Source organism: Denitrobacterium sp. (genome assembly GCF_056180635.1).
The window spans coordinates 1-19,148 of record NZ_JAZZJS010000006.1; the positions used below are offsets into that span (position 1 = coordinate 1).

The window sequence follows — 19,148 nt, forward strand, 5'->3', positions numbered from 1 at the left end:
CTGTGCGTGCGGCCCGATTCGCCGCTGGTGCAGCGCGCCGAGGTGCGGAAGAGCGACTTGGCGGGGCAGACGGTCGCATGCCTTACGCCCACGGAATTCAAGAACGTGCGCGAGGAGCTTCGCCCGCTTGAAGAGGGCGAAGAGAGCTGCACGTTGCTTTATGGCGACGAGATGATCGAGGTCCTCGAGCTTGCCATGCAGAACGATTGCTGCGCCATCACGCTTCGTCCGCATATTCCCATTTTCGCGAAGGAAGGCTTCGTGGCCATTCCGATAACCGATGCGTCCTGGGGCTTTTCGCTCGCGTGGCGTGCCGATCGCGCGCTAAGCCCTGCCGACCAGGAATTCGTTTCGGCCATGGAGGCCCATCGCGTCATGCACTGCTAGCGATAGCGTTCTGCTCGCTTTCCCATTCGGTCTCCGTGCACTAAAAAGGGAAGGCGATATGCTCGCCTTCCCCATTCCGAGTTTTGTATGTGGCTGCGAAGCCTACAGGGCGTACCAGGCTACGCCCTCGCCCGACCAGCCCAGGCCAACCAGGGTAACATGCTCTTCCATGCTCGTCGTGAAGTTATGGGCACCGGCGATGGCGTTGGGGTTGTACTCGCGCCAGACGGGCGTGCCGTCCTTGCCGGCGGAGTACCAGCCAATGCCCTCGTAGTTCCATCCGAGCGACACCAAGACGTCGCGCTCATCGGAGCTCATCGTGTAATGATGGTCGCCCGCGTTGGGGTTGTACAGGCGATAGACGGGCGCGTCGGACTCCACGGGAGCAACCCAGCCAACGCCTTCGTAGGTCCAACCGGCATCAACGACGTTCTGTCGCTCCGCCTCGTTCGACGTGTAGAAGTGCTCGCCCGAATTCGGGTTGTACAGGCGGAACATCATCGCGCTTTCTTCCTCGTCGCCCTGCGCGTACGCGGCCATATCGTCCGCGTAGGTCACGGGGTCGGTCAGCTCGCCCTGCGCGTTCAGGCCGGTGGAAGCGAACGGCGTGGAGAAATCGCCCTCGCTCAGATATGCACGCAGTTCGGTGAGCAGGGCATGCGCATGGTCGTAGACCTCGCGCGCGGCAACGGAATTCGCCTTGTTCGCGAAAGCGGTGCGTGCCTCGTCGCCTTGGGCGGCCTGCATCAGCTCGTCGACGGAATCCTGCTGCTCTACGATTTCAGCCTGCAGTGCGTCGAGATACGCACGCACGCCATTGGCGGTGTCGGCGCGATGGTTGTATGCCAGGGTGTTCAGGTCCATGAACACGTAGGCAAGCGCCTTGGAATCGGCGTCTTCCATGGCCCGCGCCTCGTTGGCGGCAACCTTCGTGGCATCATTGCCCTCGTTTTCGTAGCCTACGTGCGACGTGTCGTCGTCAAACGTCTCGGCGGAGGGGTAGTATTCGGCATCCGTCTCGGTGAGGAGTGCGGAATAGCTCGGCACGAACACGCTGAATTCGCCGCGCGAAAGGGCCATCCACTGTACGGTGGCCAGCTGGTCGTCCAGCCCCTCGCGGCACTGGAAGATATGCCCCTCGACGGTGCGGTTGTTGCCGATGGCGTACAGATCTGCGTTCTCATTCGCGTCGACGTCGGTACCCTCGCCACGAGCGGCAATCGAACGCAGCACGTTGGTGAGCGTGTAGTCGCTGCCGCCCGGCTGGAAGAACAGCTGCGGGTCGGCGATGGAGGCCACCTGCCCCTTTTCGTTCAGCGTGTAATCGGTGCCTGCGACCAGGTTGTCGCCAAAGTACTTATGTCCCTGCACGTAGCGGGTATTCTGGCCCACGCCATCATTGTCGAGGCCATAGCTTTTGGCCACATTGATGGAGTTGTCTTCGAAGGTCGCAATCGTGCCAGCTTCGGTGGGGACGGCCACCAGGCCTGCGGAATGCAGGCAGCGCGTCGTGTCGTTGATGTCGACCGCGTACTGCAGGCACGACATGTTCGGATTCACGGACGCGACATCGGAGTCCATGCGAATGGCAATCCACTGATGGCCGGAGAGCTGCTGGAAGTTCCACACCTCATCCGGATCGCCAATCCAAATCTGGTTGCAATCCTGCGAGCCCTGTTCGTTGATGATGGAGCCAAGGAGCTCTACGCCCTCGCGCGCCGTGGAGGCCTCGGAGAGCACGACGTCGGCGATGCTGTATTCGCCAATGCCGTTGTCGAGCAGCGGGTCGATGTTGCTCACGGCGTCGTTCACGGCGGTCGTGAGCGTGGAGTCGACGGTGACGCCCTTTTCGTTGATGCCCGCTTCGGAGTAGGCGTTGGGCGCGTCATCCCAATCGGAGGGCAGGTCGCGCACGTAGGTATAGCGGAACGTGGCCCCCGGGGACGTGCGCGTGAAGTTCTGGGCGGAATCCTGTTCGGGGCCGTTTTCGCCACTCCAGTACGTCTTGCCCGCGGTTGCCTGCTCGACGCCAAACTGCTTGATGTAGCGGTTTGCGGCGTCTTCCGAACGACCGTAGATGGTGTCGCCCGAGCTCGTGAGGTCGGAGCCCACGTAGACCTGCGTGCAGGCCAGCGCGGTGGCGGGCGAAATCACCAAGGACAGTGATAATGCGCCTGCGGCAAGCGCTCTCGACATTCTGGAGAATCTGAAATGCACACTCATGTTCTCATCCCTTTCGTTGTCCTTGCGATGGAGGCGTACCTTCTCTTTGTGCCATTCGAAGACGCGGCAGTGATATTGCGCGAGACCCCAAATGCGCCCCATCCAAGTCGGCCATGGCATCTCCCTTGTCATAGCCGGCATTCCCAAACGGCCTGCATTATACCTTCACAATTCGACCGCAAACCCCACAAACTTTGAAAGCTTCGCCAGTTTTTCCGCGAATGCGATATTGGTAATTTACCTGGGATTATGCAGATATGTGCATATAATTGCACGTGTTTTCATTTCGCCTGAGCATCGCCCCAGCGGAAGCGATGACGCCATTCGGAAAACTGTTGCACACGTAGGCTAGAAGTGCTGAGACCTCGCGAGGGGTTGATGTGGCTCGTTATGCGGGATTGCGTAAGGCAACGGCGAGAGGTCGGGGTGGCTTCGGGGGTTATGCGGGCTGGTCACATCATGCATCGTTTGGGGCGCGCGATGCGCTCTTCGATGTTGGATTGTTGCATGGGATTTCTTCGCGTTCCCGGGCTTTCTGGCGTGACGCGGCCCCGTCACGCCAGTGCGAAGGTGTTGAGTTTGCGGGTGAAATTATCGCATGGGCGATTTTGCCGTGCCGTTTTTGAATGCATTTCGTAACGTTGCGAGCATGGGGCGGGTTTTGCGCCCGGGCGTTTTGCGCTGCGGATGGGAAAGTTTTTTCGAGCTGCCACTTGCAAAAGGTAACATCTGTCTCTAATATGGAGACAGATGTTACTGATGTAACAGGAAAGGAAGAACAATGCATAGCACGAAGGGCCCCTTGCCCGAACCTCCCATCTCGTTGCAGCAGCAAGGTGTTCCGTCCCATTCGATGGGGGTCGCCGCGCCGACGCCGCAGCCGCAAACTCATGCGGCGCCCGCGCCCGTTCCCTCGCAGGCCTCGGCGCCCGCGTATGTTCCCCCCGCTCAGGTGCGAGCCGCATCGGCTCCCGTCCCTCCTGCGTCGATGCCGCTTGCTCCGAGCGCGGGGCAGTACGCCCCCGTGGCTGCCGCGCCGGCGGGCGCTTCATGTTCCCCGGCTCCCACGCTGACTCCGTCGGCCCCTGCCGCCGGTGCGGAAGAAGTGCTTGGCCGTAACGTTACGGCTATCCTGGCCTCCGTCCTGGTGTTCGCCGGTCTCCTTCTGCTTGGCGTGACCATGATCCCGCTCTTCGATGACGTGCTGAAGGTTGCGTTCATGTTCGCGCTCTCGGGAACACTGGCGGTTGCGGGCAGCCTGCTTGCCATCTTCAAGCGCAATCCCTTCTCGTCGGCGCTCATGGGGTGCGGCATGGGGTCGCTGTTCATTTCAATCTTCGCGACGCACGTGCATTTCGGCATGCTTAGCGAGCTACCGGCGTACGCGCTCCTGTTGCTCTGGATGGCGGTGTGCATGGTGCTCATCTGGAAGACCGAGTCGATGCTGCTGGAGATTGTGCTGCAGCTGGGCCTGGCTTTTTCGGTGTGTCTGGGCTGTGCAGCGGATAGCCCGAAGCTGCCGCTGGTCGTGGGCTACCAGATTGGCGCGAGCTCCATTGTGATCGTTGGCAACTTGCTGGTGTTTCGCAAGATGTATCGCACGAGTGTGCTGGTGGCGCTGGCGCTGAGCGTTGCCGTGGGGCTGCGTCTGTGGGTGAGCTTCGCCTTCACGTTCGGCCACTCAACCAGCGGCGATGCCGTCGGCTGGGCTGTCGCACTGCTGTTCGTGCAGTTTGCCACCACGCTCGCGCTTGCCTGCCTGCTGTTCGCCTCGATTTGGAGCGAATGCAAGAGGCTTGCTCCCGCCGACCGGTATCGTGCGCTTTCGAGGTGGCGCTTCCTGGTGGTTCTTGGCGTGCTGGCACTCGCCACGGCGATGCGCGTAAACGTGTTCAGCACGCTGGCTCAGGCGATTCCCACGATGTTGGTCGGCCCGAGCGACATCGTGAACTTCACGGCCGAGACGTGGGCCATCCTGGTTTCCGCCATTCTGTTTGGCCTCGTCATGCTCGCGCTCGTACTGTTCGCCCGCAGCATCGCGAGCCGCAATGCCGCCGTTGCCGGTCAGCTTCCGGCCGATTCCTCGCTGGTTGATTGCGCAAGGCGCTTGGCCGTGTTCGCGGTAACGCTGCTGCTGAGCATCGAGGCGCTGGCCCTTTGCGTGTACGGCGTGCACACGCTCTTCTTCGATTGCGTTCCCATGCTGGGCGTTCTCTGGCTGGTTGCGCTGAGCGCGATGGCGCTGCGCCGGGGCCTCGAAGCCGTTGCGTTCGACATAGTGGCGTTCGTGCTGCTCTGCGTCGATGCGGCGTTCATGACGTTCTTCGGGTTCCCGGAATTCACCGAGTGCCTGGACGTTTCCACTTCCGTTGCGCTGGGTGCCGTGTACGTTGTTGGTCTGGCGCTGGCCATTGGCTTGCAGATGCGCGCGATGAAGATGGGGCAGACGGGCGCCGTGCTATTCGCCGTGGGCGTGACGGGTATGGTGCTGTCGTGCCTGCTCTTCTGCACGCCCTGGGTCGATGGTGGCATCGCATGGAGCATTGCCTGCATGGCCTGCGCGCTTGTATGCGTCATCGTGGGGTTTGCGGCACGCATGAGCGGCCTGCGCCTGTACGGCCTGATTCTGGTGCTGCTGAGCGTGCTGAAGCTCGTGACGATCGACCTGCTGTTCCTCGATTCGCTTGCGCGCGTGATGGGTCTGGTGATTGGCGGCCTCATCTGTTTCGCAATCAGCGCGCTGTACAGCTTTGCGGTGAAGAGCCTGCGGCAGGCGTAGGGCACGTAATTGGCTGTGGCCAGCGTGCGTGTCGGGTCGCCCCGTAGTTGAAAGCCTGCCCTACCTGGGTTGTTTCCTGGGTAGGGCGGGCTTTATTGCTGGCGTTCGTACCGCGAGCCAAGTCTGCGTGCGAGCTTGCTATCCCCTGGCGACTAGCCCGCCAGCATATGCGGCGCCAACGCATAGTACGCAGGTGAGCGCTACGTAGCCAATGGCGGCCAGCCAGGCATCGCGGGTGGCTAGGTTGACCACCTCCAGGCTGAATGTCGACATGGTGGTGAAGCCGCCGCAGAGCCCTACGCGCAGCATTAGCGATACGCTCTCGTTGTCAATCGTTCCGCGAAAGACCAGGCCAGCGATGAGGGCTAGGGCAAAGGACCCCACGACGTTTATGGCTAGCGTTCCCCAGGGAAACATGTCGCTGGGAATGATGCTTCCAATGAGGTAGCGCAGGATGGACCCGATGAATCCTCCCGCACCTACGGCGAGACAGTTGATAAACATGGTGCTCCTTCGTTTGCTTGCGCGCTTTACAATAAGCCCCAGCAGACGATCGACCTTCCAGGAGGCCCGATGAACAACCTAAGTCCATTTTGCACGTGTACCGATTTGGAATGCCCTATGCATCCCACGAACCAGGAACGTGGATGCGGCCCGTGCATTGCCAAGAACCTCAAGGAGCGCGAGATTCCGTCGTGCTTCTTCAATTCGCTTGATTTGGCGGAAGAGCCCAAGTCGTACTTCTACGAGGACTTCGCCCGCGCCGTGCTTAGCCAGGAGAAGGCCAATTAGCCTACCCCGTGAACGCGGCTTCTCGGTGAGGGTCGGCTACGTGCAACAGCGCTGCAGTACGCTGGGTGATTTCCTGGCAGGAAAGCTGCGGATGATCCATGAGCCAATGTTGCACGATGCCGAACAGCCCCGACACCACGAAGTGGAAGAGGAACTCCACGTCGGCGGGCGAAAGCTTCGGATTGGCCGCCTCCCATGCCGCACGGTAGCGCGCAAAGAGGTCTTCCTGTACGCGGTCCACGAAATTGCCCTCGCCACGATTTGCGAACGCCGCCTTCACGAGCACGCGGTTCTTGTCCGCGAACGCGACCAGCTCGGGCGTGAGGGTGGTGATATCTGCCGGCTTGCCATCCAGCAGATCCTTGTAGTCTTCGAACAGGTCGTTCTGCATGGCTAGCAGCAATGCGAACTGGTCGGAATAGTACTTGTAGAAGGTCTTGCGCGAAATGCCCGCGCGCTCGCACACCTCGATGACCGTGATATCGTTCACGGGCTTTTCCGCGAGGAACGTCAGGAACGATTGGTAGAGGCTTTCCTTCGTGTAGCGAAGGCGGGAGTCTCGGGGGTTCCGTTCGATTGCGGGCATGATACCTCTTTCTACAGATGTAACCTATTGCCCATTATAGACGCTTTTCATGCCCTCTGTCGCACAAGATGCAGCTTAAAGGCACAATACGCGACCCCAATGACAGCGTACGTAACTGCAGTGGAAACGTACCCCGCGAAGTCGGGCGATGCAGGGCCAACGTAGACGGCATGCCCAATCGCCAGCAGCAGGCCCTGCAGCGCCAGTAGCGCCATGAACGGATACGCCAGACGCTGCAGCCTTTTCCACTTCCTGCCGCTCATGCGCTTGCGAACGCGCTTGAACGACGTGATCCAGGGAACGAGGAAGCAGACAAGCAGCGGTACGCCCACGAATGTCGTGGCAGCGAGCATCCAAGGAGCTGCGCTGCCCCAGATGGAGCCCCAGTACGACGTTAGCGATAGCGGCACCATCGCTACGACGCGAATCGAGTGCGCCATGATGATGAACCCAGCCAGGATGGAAAGCTCGCTCCGCGCGGAAAGAAGCGTGCGCGTGAAGCTCCATCTGCGGGGCAGTGCGCCCGCGAACATAACCAGCAGATAGAGCGCCACGCCCGTGTACACGCTTCCCATCAGGCGCGCAACGGCGTACAGCGCCGGGATGCCCTTAACCGCGCTGATGGATGCGATTATTGCCGCAACGATGACTGCGACGTAGAACGGCGCCGGATGCTTCCGAAGCGTGTTGGCGCAGAGCAGGGTAAATGAGATCGCCACCACGAGCGCTTGCACGATGTTCGGCACGATGGTGGGGATGAATGGAAAGAGGGATGTTGGCTGCATGCATGTCTCCTTGCGTGGGTTGCGCCGAGGTGTGGTGGGGCGCGATGGGTCGCATGATGCTCGCGACGTCAGTGAAGCTCGGTCGGGCTATTTGCGGTTTTGCTCGCATCCTAGCGGGTCTCGTCGTAGTGCGCTGTTGTTTCTACAACGTTAGAGCGCTGTCCTTGGCAAATGCTTTGGAATCGTGCGGCTGATCGCTACATGCAGAAGATGCGCATCGAGCGCTTCAGCTGGGCATGGCGGGCCGCGACTTGCTATCATCGGGAAAACCCCGCGCATCGGAAGGACGCACGCTGTGAAGTACAAGCTGCTGCTCGTTTTGGCCACCGTAATCTGGGGCAGCTCGTTTGTAATCATGAAAGACCTGGTGAACGACTTGCCGCCCGCATGGCTGCTCTGCGTGCGCTTCGGCATGGCCACTCTCGTCATGGCGCTCGTGTTCCTGAAGCATCGCAAGCTCTATTTCGATCGCGACCACATCAAGTACGGCATCATCATCGGCCTGCCCCTGTTCGCGGGCTACTACTTCCAAACGCTGGGCATCACCGATACCACGCCGGGCAAGAACGCGTTCCTCACGGCGTCATACTGCGTCATCGTGCCGTTCCTGAACTGGGCATTCTCGCGCAGCAAGCCCAACCGCTTCCACGTGGTCGCCGCATTCATGTGCCTGGCTGGCATCGGTCTCATCAGCTTGAACGGCGACTTCAGCGTAAGCTTCGGCGATGGCATGACGCTCATCGACGCCTTCTTCTACGCCTTGCAGATCATCTTCATGGCGAAGTGGGGCAGCGGGCGCAACCCCGTGGTGCTCACCATGTGGCAACTCGCCACCATCTCGGTGGGCTGCGGCCTCATCTCCCTGGTCACCGACGTGCCACCCGCGCTCTCCAGCGTCTCCGTCGAGGCGTGGCTCTCCATCGTCTACCTGGCGGTTGTGGTCACGGCGGTCGCCATCCTCTTCCAGAACGTGGGCATCGCGCATGTGGAGCCTGCCACGGCCGGTTTGCTCCTTTCTCTGGAATCGGTGTTCGGCGTGCTCTTCAGCATCGGCCTGGGCTACGAAAACCTCACGCTTCGCGTGCTCGCGGGCTTCGCGGTGGTGTTCGCCGCCATCGTCGTTTCCGAATACGTTCCCCAAGCGCTCGCGCGACGGCGGGAGTAGCTGCGCGTTCGGGTACAATCGCGGGGGAGGGATGACCATGAAGCTGAAAATAGGGACGGTGGCCAAGCTCACGGGCTTTTCGCCCAGCGGCGTGCGCTACCTGGAAAGCCGCGGCGTCGCCAGCCCATCGGGCGGCCGCGAGGGCACGTATCGCATGTACACGCTCGACGACGTGGCGCGCCTGCTGGAATGCCGCAACTACCGCGAGTGCGGGTTCGACATCGAGGAAACGGCCGAGCTCTTCCACGCCGAAGAGGCATCCGCCGTTGCCGGCAAGCTGCAAGATCGCGCCAGCGCGCTGCGCGAGGAAATCGCCTTTCTGGAAAACCTCGAGGCGTTCATCGAAGACCGCGCTCGCGACACGGAGGCCATCGGCGCAGGTTGCAACCCCGTTCTGATGTCTTCGCCCTCGCTGTACTGGGCCCCGTTGTGGATCCCCGAGGAAAAGGAATCCTCCGCGTACCCCATTCCCGACGGCAACGACGGCTTCGACATCCCCTTTGCCGACTCGAGCGTCATCATCGAGGGCGGCGTGCAGGAACCCACGGGCGTTCGCGTCGGCTACGCGATGATGCGCCGGTTCGCGGCGCGCGTGCCCAGCAGCCCCGAAGCGCAATTCGTGCCTGCGTCGAAGGCTGTGAAGGCCATCGTGCGCATCGGGAAAGACTTCGAGCCCGATCGCAGCGACCTTGCCTGCGTGGCGGAATTCATTCGGCGGCACGGCCTGGTGGCGAAGGGCGATGCCCACACGCAGCGCCTGTGCACCATCCACGTTCCAAACGAGGTGCGCTACGACGTGCTGTGGCAGCCAGTGAGCGAGTAGAACCCTACAGCGGCTGTAGGGTTTGCCGCCGTTTTCCCCTGGAATTGGGTGCGTTTTCCCGCGAAACTCGCGCTTGACTTTGCAGTGGCTGAAGCATCGATGATGCTCCCAGAGGCCTCGGAGGGAGGCCGTGAAATCAAGGGAGGATCCACTATGGAATCTATCGATGTGAGCCGCCGCTCATTCATCAAGGGCGGCCTGGCTGGCGCGGTTGCGCTGGCTGCTGCAGGTTCGCTCGCCGCGTGCGGCACTGCCAAGAAGGATGCCGCGGGCGACGCCCCTTCTGCTAAGGAGCAGATCGCCGTCGAAGAGACGCGCGAGGCCGACATCGTCGTCGTAGGCCTGGGCGCATCCGGCCTGATGGCAGCCCTTTCCGCTGCCGACAAGGGTGCGAATGTCATCGCCATCGACTCTGCCCAGAACTTCGAGGGCACCACGAACACCCATACCACGGGCGCATGGATGATTGGCAGCAAGGAGCAGCTGAAGCATGCCGACTACCTTACCGAGCAGGAAGCGTTCGAATGGATCGAGCCCGGCACGCATTACCAGAGCAACGGCAAGGTGCTGCGCAACATCATTCGCTCCAGTGCGCAGGCCGCGAACTACCTCATCGACGGCGGCGTGAAGCTCATGTACGCCTTCGAGGGCTCCACGAAGGACACGCCGATGCTGTCTCGCGGTGGCCACATCTACCTGGAGGAGGGCGAAGGCCGCGCGAATAACTTCCGCGACATGTGCGCCCAGCGTTCCAACCTGGAAACGATCTTCAACTGCAAGGCCCAGCAGCTCGTAGTCGACGACTCCGGTGCGGTAACGGGCGTTATCTGCAAGAACGGCAAGACGGAAACGCAGATCAACGCCAAGGCCGTTATCGTGTGCTCCGGTGGCTTCCTGGCGAACCCCGACATGATCAAGGAGCTGTTCGCGGGCGCCGTGCTGGTGAACCAGGGCATGGGCCAGAACGACGGCGGCGGCATCAAGATGTGCCAGGAAGCCGGCGCGCAGATTGGCAAGAACTTCTCCATCTCCTGCAATGAGATGGGCGCTGCCAATCTGAAGGCTTCGCCTGCCTATTCCTGGGCTCCTGGCCGTGGCACGAACCCCTGCTTCTACCTGCCCCTGTTCGGCAACATCCTGCTGGACAAGCGCGGCGAGCGCTTCATGAACGAGCAGCAGATGTGCGAGCTCACGATGTTCTCGGGTGAGCCCATGCTGCGCGACCCGTACTACTACACCGTCATCGACCAGGCCTACGTCGACCGCGTAAAGTCGAGCCCCGTGTTCGACTTCCTCACGGAAGGCACGAAGGTGAACATGGGCCCTGCGCTGCTCATGGGCTTCCAGGACGTTACGCTTTCCGACTTCGATAAGAAGATCGAAGAAGCCATCAGCCAGGGTTGGGCCGCGAAGGCCGATAGCCTTGATGAGCTGGCCAAGAAGTTCGGCCTTACGAACCTTCCCGAAACCGTGAAGACGTACAACGACTCCTGCGCCAAGGGCTACGACGACGAGTTCTTCCTGCCCGCCGATTACATGCATGCTATCGATCAGGGCCCGTACTACGTGTTCGAGTACAACCCTGGCGCGTGGGTAACGCTTGGCGGCATCAAGACCGACGGCTTCTGCCGCGCGGTCGACGCCAACAACGACGTGATCGATGGCCTGTACGTGGCTGGCGTTGACGGCGACTTCTGGAGCGTGCCGTACTTCCAGGGCGGTTCCTGCAACGGCTTCTCGCTGGCGAGCGGCGTTCTGGCTGGCAACACGGCGAGTTCCGACATCTAATTCGCATACCAACTGCCGCGTTCCCCATTCCCCTCCTGGGTAAACGATAGGCGATTCGCCCCGCGTGTCTGCAGCATGCGGGGCATTTTTGTTGGAGGAGCGTGTCTGCGTGTTCGTGGGGCGAGGCGTTGACGCGCAACGCGGTCCGTTGCCGTGCGTCTTGCGTTCGTTCACCTTAAACGTTGTGCGTTTTCGCAGGAGGGTGCTCACATCCGCATGGTAGAAGATAAGCTATCGTCGCTGGCGTGTCGGCTCGTTTGCGATATGGGTGCAAAAGAAGGACATTATGGAACAAGGCCACCTCTTTTCGTTCGTCATTCCGGCGTACAACTGCGCCGACTATTTGCCCGACGCCATCGAGAGCGTCTTGAGCCAGGACATCGGGTTCGAGCAGAACATTCAGCTCATTATCGTAGACGACGGCAGCATCGATAATACCGTCAGCGTGTGCAAGGCCTACGTCGATTCGTTTCCCCAGAACATTACGTTCATCCGCCAGGAAAACGCCGGTGTGACCGCCGCGCGTCTTGCGGGCCTGAAAGTGGCCGACGGTGCCTACGTTAACTTCCTGGATGCCGATGACAAGTGGAGCGAGGACGCATGTTCCAGCGTCTTGCCGTATCTGCGCGAGCATCCCGAAATCGCGTTCTGCGCGGCGAAGCACCTGTTCTTCGAGGCTAAAACGGGCGAGCATCCGCTGGGCTACAAGTTCAAGCACGATGCCATTTTCGATTTGGAATACGACTGGGATAAGCCCCAGCTTTCGATGACCAACGCATTCATCAGGCGCGAGCTCATCAAGCCCGAGTATTTTGACGGGAGTCTGCGCTGGAGCGAGGACTTCCTGGTCATCAATTGCATCTTGCTGCGCAATCCCCGCTATGCCGTGGTATCCACGCCAGTGTACTGGTATCGCAAGCGCTATGCTTCCGGTTCGGCCATCGACACTAGTGACTCGATGGTGGAGTGGTACGAGAAACCGGTTGAGCGCTGCAATGCTCGCCTCTTCGAGGAGTCACGGTCGCTGTATGGGCGCGTGCTGCCGTTTATCCAGCACACGGTGATGTACGACCTGCAATGGCGCGTGAAGTCCGTGCGCCCATGTCCGCTCGACGACGCCCAGATGGCGAAGTATAAAGAGCGCCTCGTGAACCTTATTCGCGATATCGACGAGCCAATCATCTTCTCGCAGCGCAATCTGTATCGCATTCAGAAGCTGAGCGTGCTTGCGCTGAAGTACGACGCGCCTTTTAGCGAGATTCAGAAGCGCCTGCATTTCACCGACCGTGGCCTCTTCTTCGAGAAGGACGGCGCGGACCCCGTTCTGTGCTGGGGTGCTGGTGGCGAGGCGCGCATGCGCGTCGATTTCCTGCAGCGTGAGGGCGATTGCCTGAAAATAGAGGGTCGCCTGCATACCTCGGTGGACGCGGATCGCGTGGGCGTTCGCGCGATTGTGGAGGATCCCGAATCGGGCAAGAGAGCCCAGGTTGTCGAGGGAAGGCTGTTTACGCGCTATGACCGTTCTGCGAACGCGCGTTTCGCCGATCGCTACTTCTTCGAGCGCGGTTTCGAAATCACCGTGCCGTGCGGCATCGTGTCCTTCCAGGTGGTTCTGTGCGAGCACGCGTGGGATGCGACCCTGGAATGGGGCTCCCGTGCGCGTTTCTGGGCTAGGGGCAATGCGTATGCCCAGTTCGACGATATCTTTGTCCGTCGCGGCGAAGCGCAGAATTCCATCAAAGTCGAGCGCCATACCAAGCTGTGGCGCAAAAAGCGCGAGTTGCTGTTCCAGGGCGATATCGTGCATGAGCGCAAGGCAATCGACGTGCTGAAGTACCGTTATTACGCGATGCGCCACGAGAAGGATACGGATCAGGTATGGTTGCTCCTCGACCGCACCGTGATGGCCGGCGATAACGCCGAGGCCCTGTTTCGCTACTTAGCGCAGCATCCCGTGAAGGGCGTGAAGCCGTATTTCCTCCTGAACCAGGATTCGCCCGATTTCGAGCGCATGTCCCAGTATGGCGAAGTCGTCGCGTTTGGCTCCGAGCGCCACAAGAAACTGCATCTGCGTGCCGATTTCATCGTGTCTTCCGCTGCCGATGCCTTTGTGTACAACCCCTTCGGCGACAAGCAGAAATACATTCGTGGACTTGAGAAATACAAGTTCGTGTTCCTGCAGCACGGCATTACGAAAGACGATATGTCGAGCTGGTTGAATAGGTGGAATAAGGATATTCGCCTGTTCGTTACCGCATCGCCGCGCGAGCGTGATTCCATCTTGAACACGCCCGCATACGGGTACGGCCCTGATGTCGTGAAGCTCACGGGTTTCCCGCGTCACGATGGGCTTATCGCCGAGGCGAAGGAGACCGCTCCCCAGAAGAAGGTGCTCATCGCTCCCACGTGGCGCGATCATCTTGCGGGCAAAACCGACCCGCAAACGGGCAAGCGCGCGCAGAACCCCGGTTTCGAGGAGACGGATTACTACGCGTTTTATCAGGCGCTTCTGAACGATGAGCGTTTTGCGGAAGCGGCTGAGCGCCTGGGTTACGCAATCGATTTCCTCATTCATCCCGCCTTCATGGAAGAGGCGCATAAGTTCACGAGCCCATTTGCCACGGTGAAGACCGAGTACGATTACCGCCGTGAATTCATAACGTCTTCGGTGATGGTGACCGACTTTTCCTCGGTTGCGTTCGACTTCGCCCTGCTGCGCAAGCCCGTGCTGTACGCGCAGTTCGATTACGACACGTTCTACGACCTGCATCCGTGGGGGCACGGCTACTTCGAGTACGAGCGCGATGGCTTTGGGCCGGTGTGCCGCGACCTCGACACCACGGTGTCGAACCTGATTGCGCTGATGGAGAACCCCGTTCTGGATAGCGAGTACCGCGCGCGTGCCGATGCGTTCTTCTACGAGCCTCCGGCGGGTTCCAGCAGGTGCAAGGAAGTCATCGAGGGTATTCTGTCCATCGAGTAGGGCGTTCACGGTGCGGATGCCAGTGAAACCGCACCGATGGCCCTGTCGTTTTCCCGCTTGCGCGTAGCCGAGCATGCTGCACCTGTTCGTGTGAAGGGGTGCAGGCTGGATGTGTGCAATCTGTTGGGGAGGGTGTTTCCGATTGATAGGCGCGGCGTGCGTGGCTAGAATCTGAAATCGAAATTCAAATTCAGAAGAAAGCGGTACGGTGACCGAGCAGCGACGATATAAGACGAAGCAGGGCGAGATGGTTTCCGCCCATTTGGCGAAATGCGCCGATTGCTATGTGAGCGTCGACGAGGTGTGGGCCGCTTTGTCGTCGGCTGGTGAGCGCGTCGGCCGTTCCACGGTGTACCGTCGTTTGGAGTCGATGGCTGCCGAAGGCGCTGCGTTGAAGGCCATGTCGCCTGGTGGCGAGGCTCGTTATCGCATCGCCAATGCCACCGTTTCGGGGCAGCTTGTCTGCTTGGAGTGCGGTCGCGCGCTTCCCCTCGACTGCAGCATGGTCGAGGAGTTTTCCGACCACGTGCTTTCCCATCACGGATTCAAAATCGACCCCGCACGTACCGTGCTCTACGGGCTGTGCGACGCTTGCAGGGGCGTGTGATGCAAGCTCTTCTCACGTCGCTCCTAGGCCTGTTAGCGGGGAAGAACCGACGCCTTGGCGTGGTTCTTGCTGTGCTGGCGTTCGTGAGCTGCGTCCTCATAGAGCTGCTCCACGATCATGATTGCGCGGGCGATGGCTGCGCTATGTGCGCCGTCGTGGCGTTTGCGCATGCGGTTTTGGCCCTGTGCGTGGCATATGCCCTGGCGCGCACTGCGGTTCGGTTCCTGCTGCGTCTTCCGCGACCGCGCATCGGCGCTCCTGTGCTGTTCGGTGGGTCTGCGCGCTTCGCCGCGTTTGCCCCTTTTCTTATTTCTGCCAACGAAACTCCTGTTGGCAGGGGCGTTCTTCTTAGAATCTAAGCTGCATCCCAAAGGCGCGACGCGCCTGAATGAGCATAGAAGACTGCTGTGCGGCATTGTGCCGCGAAGGGATGTAATTCGACATGAAGAAGATTATTTGCACCGTTGTGGTGGTGGCTTTGCTGTGTCTTGGGCTGCTTGCGGGTTGTTCGAACTCTAGCGCTCCCACGCCCGCGAATGCCCAGACGGAAAAGATCAAGGTTGTGTGCGCGACGTTCCCCGCATATGACTGGGTGCGGCAGGTTGTGGGCGACAGGGCCGACGATTACGAAATCACGTATCTCATGGCCAGTGGCGTAGACTTGCACAGCTATCAGCCGAGTGTGGAGGATATCGCGAGCATTGCCGATGCCGATTTGTTCGTGTATGTGGGTGGAGAGTCGGATGCCTGGGCTGAAGAAGCCGTTGCGGCCGCTGGCTCCTCTGCGTTGCATACGGTGAACATGATGGAAGTACTGGGCGATTCTGCCGTGGAGGAAGAACTCGTCGAAGGCATGCAGGCCGAGGATGAGGAAGAGCCTGGCGAGGGCGAAGCGGAAGAGCCCGAATATGACGAGCATGTTTGGCTATCGCTGAAGAATGCGCAAGTGCTGGTGGACGCCATACAGGCTGAATTGGCGGATGTGGATGCGGGTCATGCCGGCGAATTCGCCGCAAACGCCAATGTGTATAAGGCTGAGCTATCCAAGCTCGATGCGCGTTACGCCGAAGCCGTAGCGGCGGCAGCCAAGGACACGGTCGTGTTTGCCGATCGCTTCCCCTTCCGCTACCTCGTGGATGACTATGGACTTTCGTATTATGCCGCATTCGTGGGTTGCTCCGCTGAAACCGAGGCAAGCTTCGAGACGATTGCGTTTCTTGCTCAGAAAGTAGATGAGCTGGGCGTATCCAACGTGCTTGTGATCGAGGGCTCTGATGAGGCGATTGCGAAGACGGTGATTGCCAGCACCCGCGACAAGAGCCAGGGGATTTTGGTGATGGATTCGCTGCAGTCGGTTACTGCGGCCGATGTCGCCTCGGGCGAAAGCTACCTTGGCGCCATGGAGCGCAATCTTGACGTTCTAGCGGCTGCATTGTCGTAGGGGGTGCCATGTCGTATCTAGCATGCAGGGGGCTTTCCGCGGGATACGCGGGTGTGCCCGTTGTTTCGTCTGTCGATTTTTCCGTCGGCCCGGGCGATGCGCTGTTTGTGGTTGGGGAAAACGGCGCCGGCAAGTCGACGCTTCTGAAAACGGTTCTGGGATTGCTTCCCCCGCTCGCGGGCGAGGTTTCCCTGGGCGGGGGAGCTCCGGCATGCGAGGTGGGGTATCTTCCGCAAAAGGGCGAGTCGCAGGCTGATTTCCCCGCATCCGCGTGGGAGATTGTGATTTCGGGCAGGGCGTCTCGCCTGGGGTACCGTCCGTTCTACAATCGCGAAGACCGCGCGGCCGCCGAAATCGCGCTTCGCCGCGTGGGCGCGATGCGATTGAAAAACGCGCCGTTCGGGTCGCTTTCCGGTGGGCAGCAGCAGCGCGTGCTCCTGGCTCGCGCGCTGGCTTCCGAGGCGAGCCTTCTGGTGCTCGACGAGCCTACGACGGGGCTCGACCCCGATGCCGCCGATTCGTTTTACGGCATCGTCGACGAGCTGCGTAGCGCGGGTGCGGGCGTGCTCTGCGTCACGCACGATGTAGCGGCCGCTCTGCCGCATGCCACGCATGTGCTTGAGGTTAAGGGCGGTTCGGCGGCGTATGCTCCCGTTGCCGCGTGGAAGCGGGGTGGGCAGGCGTAGTGGGTCCCATCGAGTTGCTTTCGACGTACCTATCCTATCCATTCGTGCTTAACGCGCTGGTAGTTGGCGCGCTCGTTGCTTTGTGCTCGTCGCTTTTGGGCACCACGCTCGTGATGAAGCGCCTCTCGTATATCGGCGACGGCCTTTCCCACGTGGCGTTCGGGGCATATGCCGTGGCTTCCGTTGCGGGCGTAACGCGCAACATGCTTGTGATTGCGCCCGTAACCGTGCTAGCCGCCGTGTTGCTGTTTCGACGAGGGCAGTCGGCCAAGGTCAAGGGCGATGCGGCGGTATCCATGATGGCGGTTGCGGCTTTGGCTGCGGGCTACCTGGTTATGAACGTCTTCGGCGCGCGCTCGAATATTGCTGGCGACGTGTGCTCGACGCTTTTCGGGTCGACATCGATCCTTACGCTGACCAGCTTCGATGTGGGGCTGTGTGCCATTATGTCGATTGCCGTCGTGGGTGGGTTTGCCGCGCTGTACAACCGCGTTTTCGCTGTTACGTTCGATGAGGCATTCGCGCGCGCATGCGGTTTGCCCGTGGGGCGGTACAACCTGGTCATTGCCATCATGATTGCGTTCGTAATCGTGGTGGGCATGAACTTGGTGGGTGCGCTCATGCTTTCCGCTCTCGTGGTGTTCCCCTCTCTTTCGGCCATGCGCGTGTCGGGGACGTTCCGCAACGTCACCGTGATCTCGGCGTGCATTGGCGTGACGTGCTCGGTTGCTGGCATGCTCGTTTCCATTCTGGCCAGCACGCCCGTGGGGCCCACCATCGTATTGCTCGATGTGGCTGCCTTCGCGCTTTTCAGCTTGCTGGGGCCTTTCGTGAAGCGTGCCTGAAGTGCGTGCCGCGGATTGTTACGCCTGCTGCCGAATTAACGCAAATGTCACGTGCCAGTGTGGTAAGGGGTGCTATCATGCCAATGTTATCAATTCTCAATCCGTAACATGGGAGGAAAAAGGACATGGGTAAGCACTTGAAAGCGGTAATCGTTCTCGCCCTTGCGGCGTGCGTGGCCGTGTTCGCGCTGGCGGGATGCGCCACGCAGGGCGGCTCGAACGCGGAGGGCAATTCTTCCGCAACTACCGAAAGCACCACGAAGACCGTGGTGGACGCCTATGGCCGCAGCGTCGAGGTTCCCGCGAACGTGGAAACCGCGGCTACGGTTGGCAGTGGCGCGCGCTTCGTCGTGTACGCCGGCGGCCAGGACAAGCTGATTGCCGTCACCGAAATGGAAACCGATCCGGCCATGAATCGCCCGTATGCGGTGGTCTACAAGGATCTCTTCGCAAACCTGCCGGCCACCAGCAATGGCAATCACCTGCTGGAAACCAACGTGAACGAAGAGCAGCTCATGAGCCTGAATCCCGATGTCATCATCTCCAGCCGCAGCGCCGATGAGTGCGATGCGCTGCAGGAGGCCACGGGCATTCCCGTAGTCGGCATCAGCTACCAGAATCAGCTGTTCACCGAAAATGTGTACAAGTCCATTACCTGCGTTGCCGAGGCGCTGGGCACGGAAGACCATGCTGCCGAGGTCGTGGCGAAGCTGAAGGAATGGGATGCCGACCTGGAAAGCCGCACGGCCAACATTCCCGAAGACCAAAAGCCCACCGTGTACGTGGGTGCCGTTAACTACAAGGGCGCCAAGAGCTTCACGGGCACGTATGCCAACTATGCTCCGCTGGTAGAGCTGAACGCCATCAACGTGGCCGATTCCACTGGCCAGGACGGCGCGCTCGACGTCGACCTCGAGCAGATTGCGAACTGGGATCCCGACTACATGTTCCTGAACGCTGGCAACATGGACCTCATGAAGGAGGACTACGCCAACAATAAGGATCTCTTCGATAGCCTGAAGGCCTTCAAGAATGGCAACCTGTACACGCAGCCGTTCTTCAACTTCAATGGCACCAATATCGACACGGGCATCTGCGATACGTACTTCATCGGTGCTACCATTTACCCCGAGGCATTCGCCGACGTCGACCTCGAGGCCAAGTACTCCGAGATTTACACGACCATGCTGGGTGCCGATTTCTATCAGACGATGAAAGAGAACAAGATGGGATTTAAGAGCCTGTCCTTCTCGTAGGA

General features: G+C 60.4%; 17 protein-coding genes. 12 read left to right on the plus strand and 5 right to left on the minus strand.

Translation table 11 applies throughout. The annotated features are described in order from the left end of the window. Window positions 1-387 (plus strand): LysR substrate-binding domain-containing protein (locus AC04P6_RS00240; RefSeq protein WP_475564579.1); only part of this gene is annotated, 387 nt, incomplete at its 5' end. A 102-nt stretch (window positions 388-489) separates the two neighbouring features. Here AC04P6_RS00240 and AC04P6_RS00245 read toward each other — a convergent pair. Then, a complete protein-coding gene (locus tag AC04P6_RS00245; protein WP_475564580.1) occupies window positions 490-2,541 on the minus strand; it encodes a C69 family dipeptidase in 2,052 nt (683 codons plus the stop codon). A gap of 1,057 nt (window positions 2,542-3,598) precedes the next feature. Between AC04P6_RS00245 and AC04P6_RS00250 the strand changes: the two genes are divergently transcribed. After that, window positions 3,599-5,389 carry a hypothetical protein gene (locus AC04P6_RS00250; protein ID WP_475564581.1) on the plus strand — a complete coding sequence of 597 codons (1,791 nt, stop codon included), beginning with the start codon at window positions 3,599-3,601 and terminating at the stop codon, window positions 5,387-5,389. Between the two features lie 138 nt (window positions 5,390-5,527). On the opposite strand, the gene crcB is transcribed toward AC04P6_RS00250, so the two are convergent. Then, a complete protein-coding gene (crcB, locus tag AC04P6_RS00255; protein ID WP_475564582.1) occupies window positions 5,528-5,893 on the minus strand; it encodes a fluoride efflux transporter CrcB in 366 nt (121 codons plus the stop codon). Between the two features lie 69 nt (window positions 5,894-5,962). Here crcB and AC04P6_RS00260 point away from each other — a divergent pair, with 69 nt between their 5' ends. After that, window positions 5,963-6,181: a DUF6485 family protein gene (locus tag AC04P6_RS00260; RefSeq protein WP_475564584.1), complete on the plus strand. Its 219-nt coding sequence runs from the start codon at window positions 5,963-5,965 to the stop codon at window positions 6,179-6,181. A 1-nt stretch (window position 6,182) separates the two neighbouring features. Here the strand turns inward: AC04P6_RS00260 and AC04P6_RS00265 are convergent, their stop codons facing one another. Then, the gene (locus AC04P6_RS00265) at window positions 6,183-6,767 is read right to left on the minus strand and encodes a TetR/AcrR family transcriptional regulator (RefSeq protein WP_475564585.1); all 585 of its coding nucleotides are present in this window, start codon (window positions 6,765-6,767) and stop codon (window positions 6,183-6,185) included. 47 nt (window positions 6,768-6,814) lie between these two features. After that, on the minus strand, window positions 6,815-7,552 hold the full coding sequence (locus AC04P6_RS00270) for a hypothetical protein (protein ID WP_475564586.1): 738 nt from the start codon (window positions 7,550-7,552) through the stop codon (window positions 6,815-6,817). A gap of 295 nt (window positions 7,553-7,847) precedes the next feature. Here AC04P6_RS00270 and AC04P6_RS00275 point away from each other — a divergent pair, with 295 nt between their 5' ends. From AC04P6_RS00275 to AC04P6_RS00295, 5 genes are all read left to right on the plus strand, one after another. Continuing rightward, window positions 7,848-8,717 (plus strand): DMT family transporter, encoded by an 870-nt coding sequence (locus AC04P6_RS00275; RefSeq protein WP_475564587.1) that lies wholly within the window; start codon window positions 7,848-7,850, stop codon window positions 8,715-8,717. 37 nt (window positions 8,718-8,754) lie between these two features. After that, entirely contained in the window at window positions 8,755-9,540 is a 786-nt protein-coding gene (locus AC04P6_RS00280) for a helix-turn-helix domain-containing protein (protein ID WP_475564588.1), read from the plus strand. A 153-nt stretch (window positions 9,541-9,693) separates the two neighbouring features. Next, window positions 9,694-11,328 (plus strand): FAD-dependent oxidoreductase, encoded by a 1,635-nt coding sequence (locus tag AC04P6_RS00285; RefSeq protein WP_475564589.1) that lies wholly within the window; start codon window positions 9,694-9,696, stop codon window positions 11,326-11,328. A gap of 286 nt (window positions 11,329-11,614) precedes the next feature. Then, the gene (locus tag AC04P6_RS00290; RefSeq protein WP_475564590.1) at window positions 11,615-14,311 is read left to right on the plus strand and encodes a bifunctional glycosyltransferase/CDP-glycerol:glycerophosphate glycerophosphotransferase; all 2,697 of its coding nucleotides are present in this window, start codon (window positions 11,615-11,617) and stop codon (window positions 14,309-14,311) included. A gap of 208 nt (window positions 14,312-14,519) precedes the next feature. After that, a complete protein-coding gene (locus AC04P6_RS00295; RefSeq protein WP_475564591.1) occupies window positions 14,520-14,918 on the plus strand; it encodes a Fur family transcriptional regulator in 399 nt (132 codons plus the stop codon). Window positions 14,919-14,950: 32 nt separating this feature from the next. On the opposite strand, the gene AC04P6_RS00300 is transcribed toward AC04P6_RS00295, so the two are convergent. Then, window positions 14,951-15,088 (minus strand): hypothetical protein, encoded by a 138-nt coding sequence (locus AC04P6_RS00300; RefSeq protein ID WP_475564592.1) that lies wholly within the window; start codon window positions 15,086-15,088, stop codon window positions 14,951-14,953. A gap of 272 nt (window positions 15,089-15,360) precedes the next feature. Here AC04P6_RS00300 and AC04P6_RS00305 point away from each other — a divergent pair, with 272 nt between their 5' ends. The 4 genes from AC04P6_RS00305 (at window position 15,361) to AC04P6_RS00320 (ending at window position 19,146) form a co-directional block, all read left to right on the plus strand. Then, window positions 15,361-16,359, plus strand: coding sequence for a metal ABC transporter substrate-binding protein (locus tag AC04P6_RS00305; RefSeq protein ID WP_475564593.1), 999 nt, complete (start codon window positions 15,361-15,363; stop codon window positions 16,357-16,359). Between the two features lie 8 nt (window positions 16,360-16,367). Then, window positions 16,368-17,045, plus strand: coding sequence for a metal ABC transporter ATP-binding protein (locus tag AC04P6_RS00310; protein WP_475564594.1), 678 nt, complete (start codon window positions 16,368-16,370; stop codon window positions 17,043-17,045). Between the two features lie 44 nt (window positions 17,046-17,089). Further along, window positions 17,090-17,890 carry a metal ABC transporter permease gene (locus tag AC04P6_RS00315; protein WP_475564595.1) on the plus strand — a complete coding sequence of 267 codons (801 nt, stop codon included), beginning with the start codon at window positions 17,090-17,092 and terminating at the stop codon, window positions 17,888-17,890. 125 nt (window positions 17,891-18,015) lie between these two features. Then, entirely contained in the window at window positions 18,016-19,146 is a 1,131-nt protein-coding gene (locus AC04P6_RS00320; protein WP_475564596.1) for an ABC transporter substrate-binding protein, read from the plus strand. The last annotated feature ends 2 nt before the right edge of the window (window positions 19,147-19,148 follow it).

What these genes read in the sequence shown, in the direction of transcription:
- AC04P6_RS00270 (WP_475564586.1), bottom strand. Translation starts at nt 7,552, where the DNA reads ATGCAGCCAACATCCCTCTTTCCATTCATCCCCACCATCGTGCCGAAC.
- AC04P6_RS00320 (WP_475564596.1), top strand. Translation starts at nt 18,016, where the DNA reads ATGGGTAAGCACTTGAAAGCGGTAATCGTTCTCGCCCTTGCGGCGTGC.
- AC04P6_RS00310 (WP_475564594.1), top strand. Translation starts at nt 16,368, where the DNA reads ATGTCGTATCTAGCATGCAGGGGGCTTTCCGCGGGATACGCGGGTGTG.
- AC04P6_RS00250 (WP_475564581.1), top strand. Translation starts at nt 3,599, where the DNA reads ATGCCGCTTGCTCCGAGCGCGGGGCAGTACGCCCCCGTGGCTGCCGCG.
- crcB (WP_475564582.1), bottom strand. Translation starts at nt 5,893, where the DNA reads ATGTTTATCAACTGTCTCGCCGTAGGTGCGGGAGGATTCATCGGGTCC.
- AC04P6_RS00265 (WP_475564585.1), bottom strand. Translation starts at nt 6,767, where the DNA reads ATGCCCGCAATCGAACGGAACCCCCGAGACTCCCGCCTTCGCTACACG.
- AC04P6_RS00285 (WP_475564589.1), top strand. Translation starts at nt 9,694, where the DNA reads ATGGAATCTATCGATGTGAGCCGCCGCTCATTCATCAAGGGCGGCCTG.
- AC04P6_RS00260 (WP_475564584.1), top strand. Translation starts at nt 5,963, where the DNA reads ATGAACAACCTAAGTCCATTTTGCACGTGTACCGATTTGGAATGCCCT.
- AC04P6_RS00290 (WP_475564590.1), top strand. Translation starts at nt 11,615, where the DNA reads ATGGAACAAGGCCACCTCTTTTCGTTCGTCATTCCGGCGTACAACTGC.
- AC04P6_RS00280 (WP_475564588.1), top strand. Translation starts at nt 8,755, where the DNA reads ATGAAGCTGAAAATAGGGACGGTGGCCAAGCTCACGGGCTTTTCGCCC.
- AC04P6_RS00305 (WP_475564593.1), top strand. Translation starts at nt 15,361, where the DNA reads ATGAAGAAGATTATTTGCACCGTTGTGGTGGTGGCTTTGCTGTGTCTT.
- AC04P6_RS00300 (WP_475564592.1), bottom strand. Translation starts at nt 15,088, where the DNA reads ATGCGCAAACGCCACGACGGCGCACATAGCGCAGCCATCGCCCGCGCA.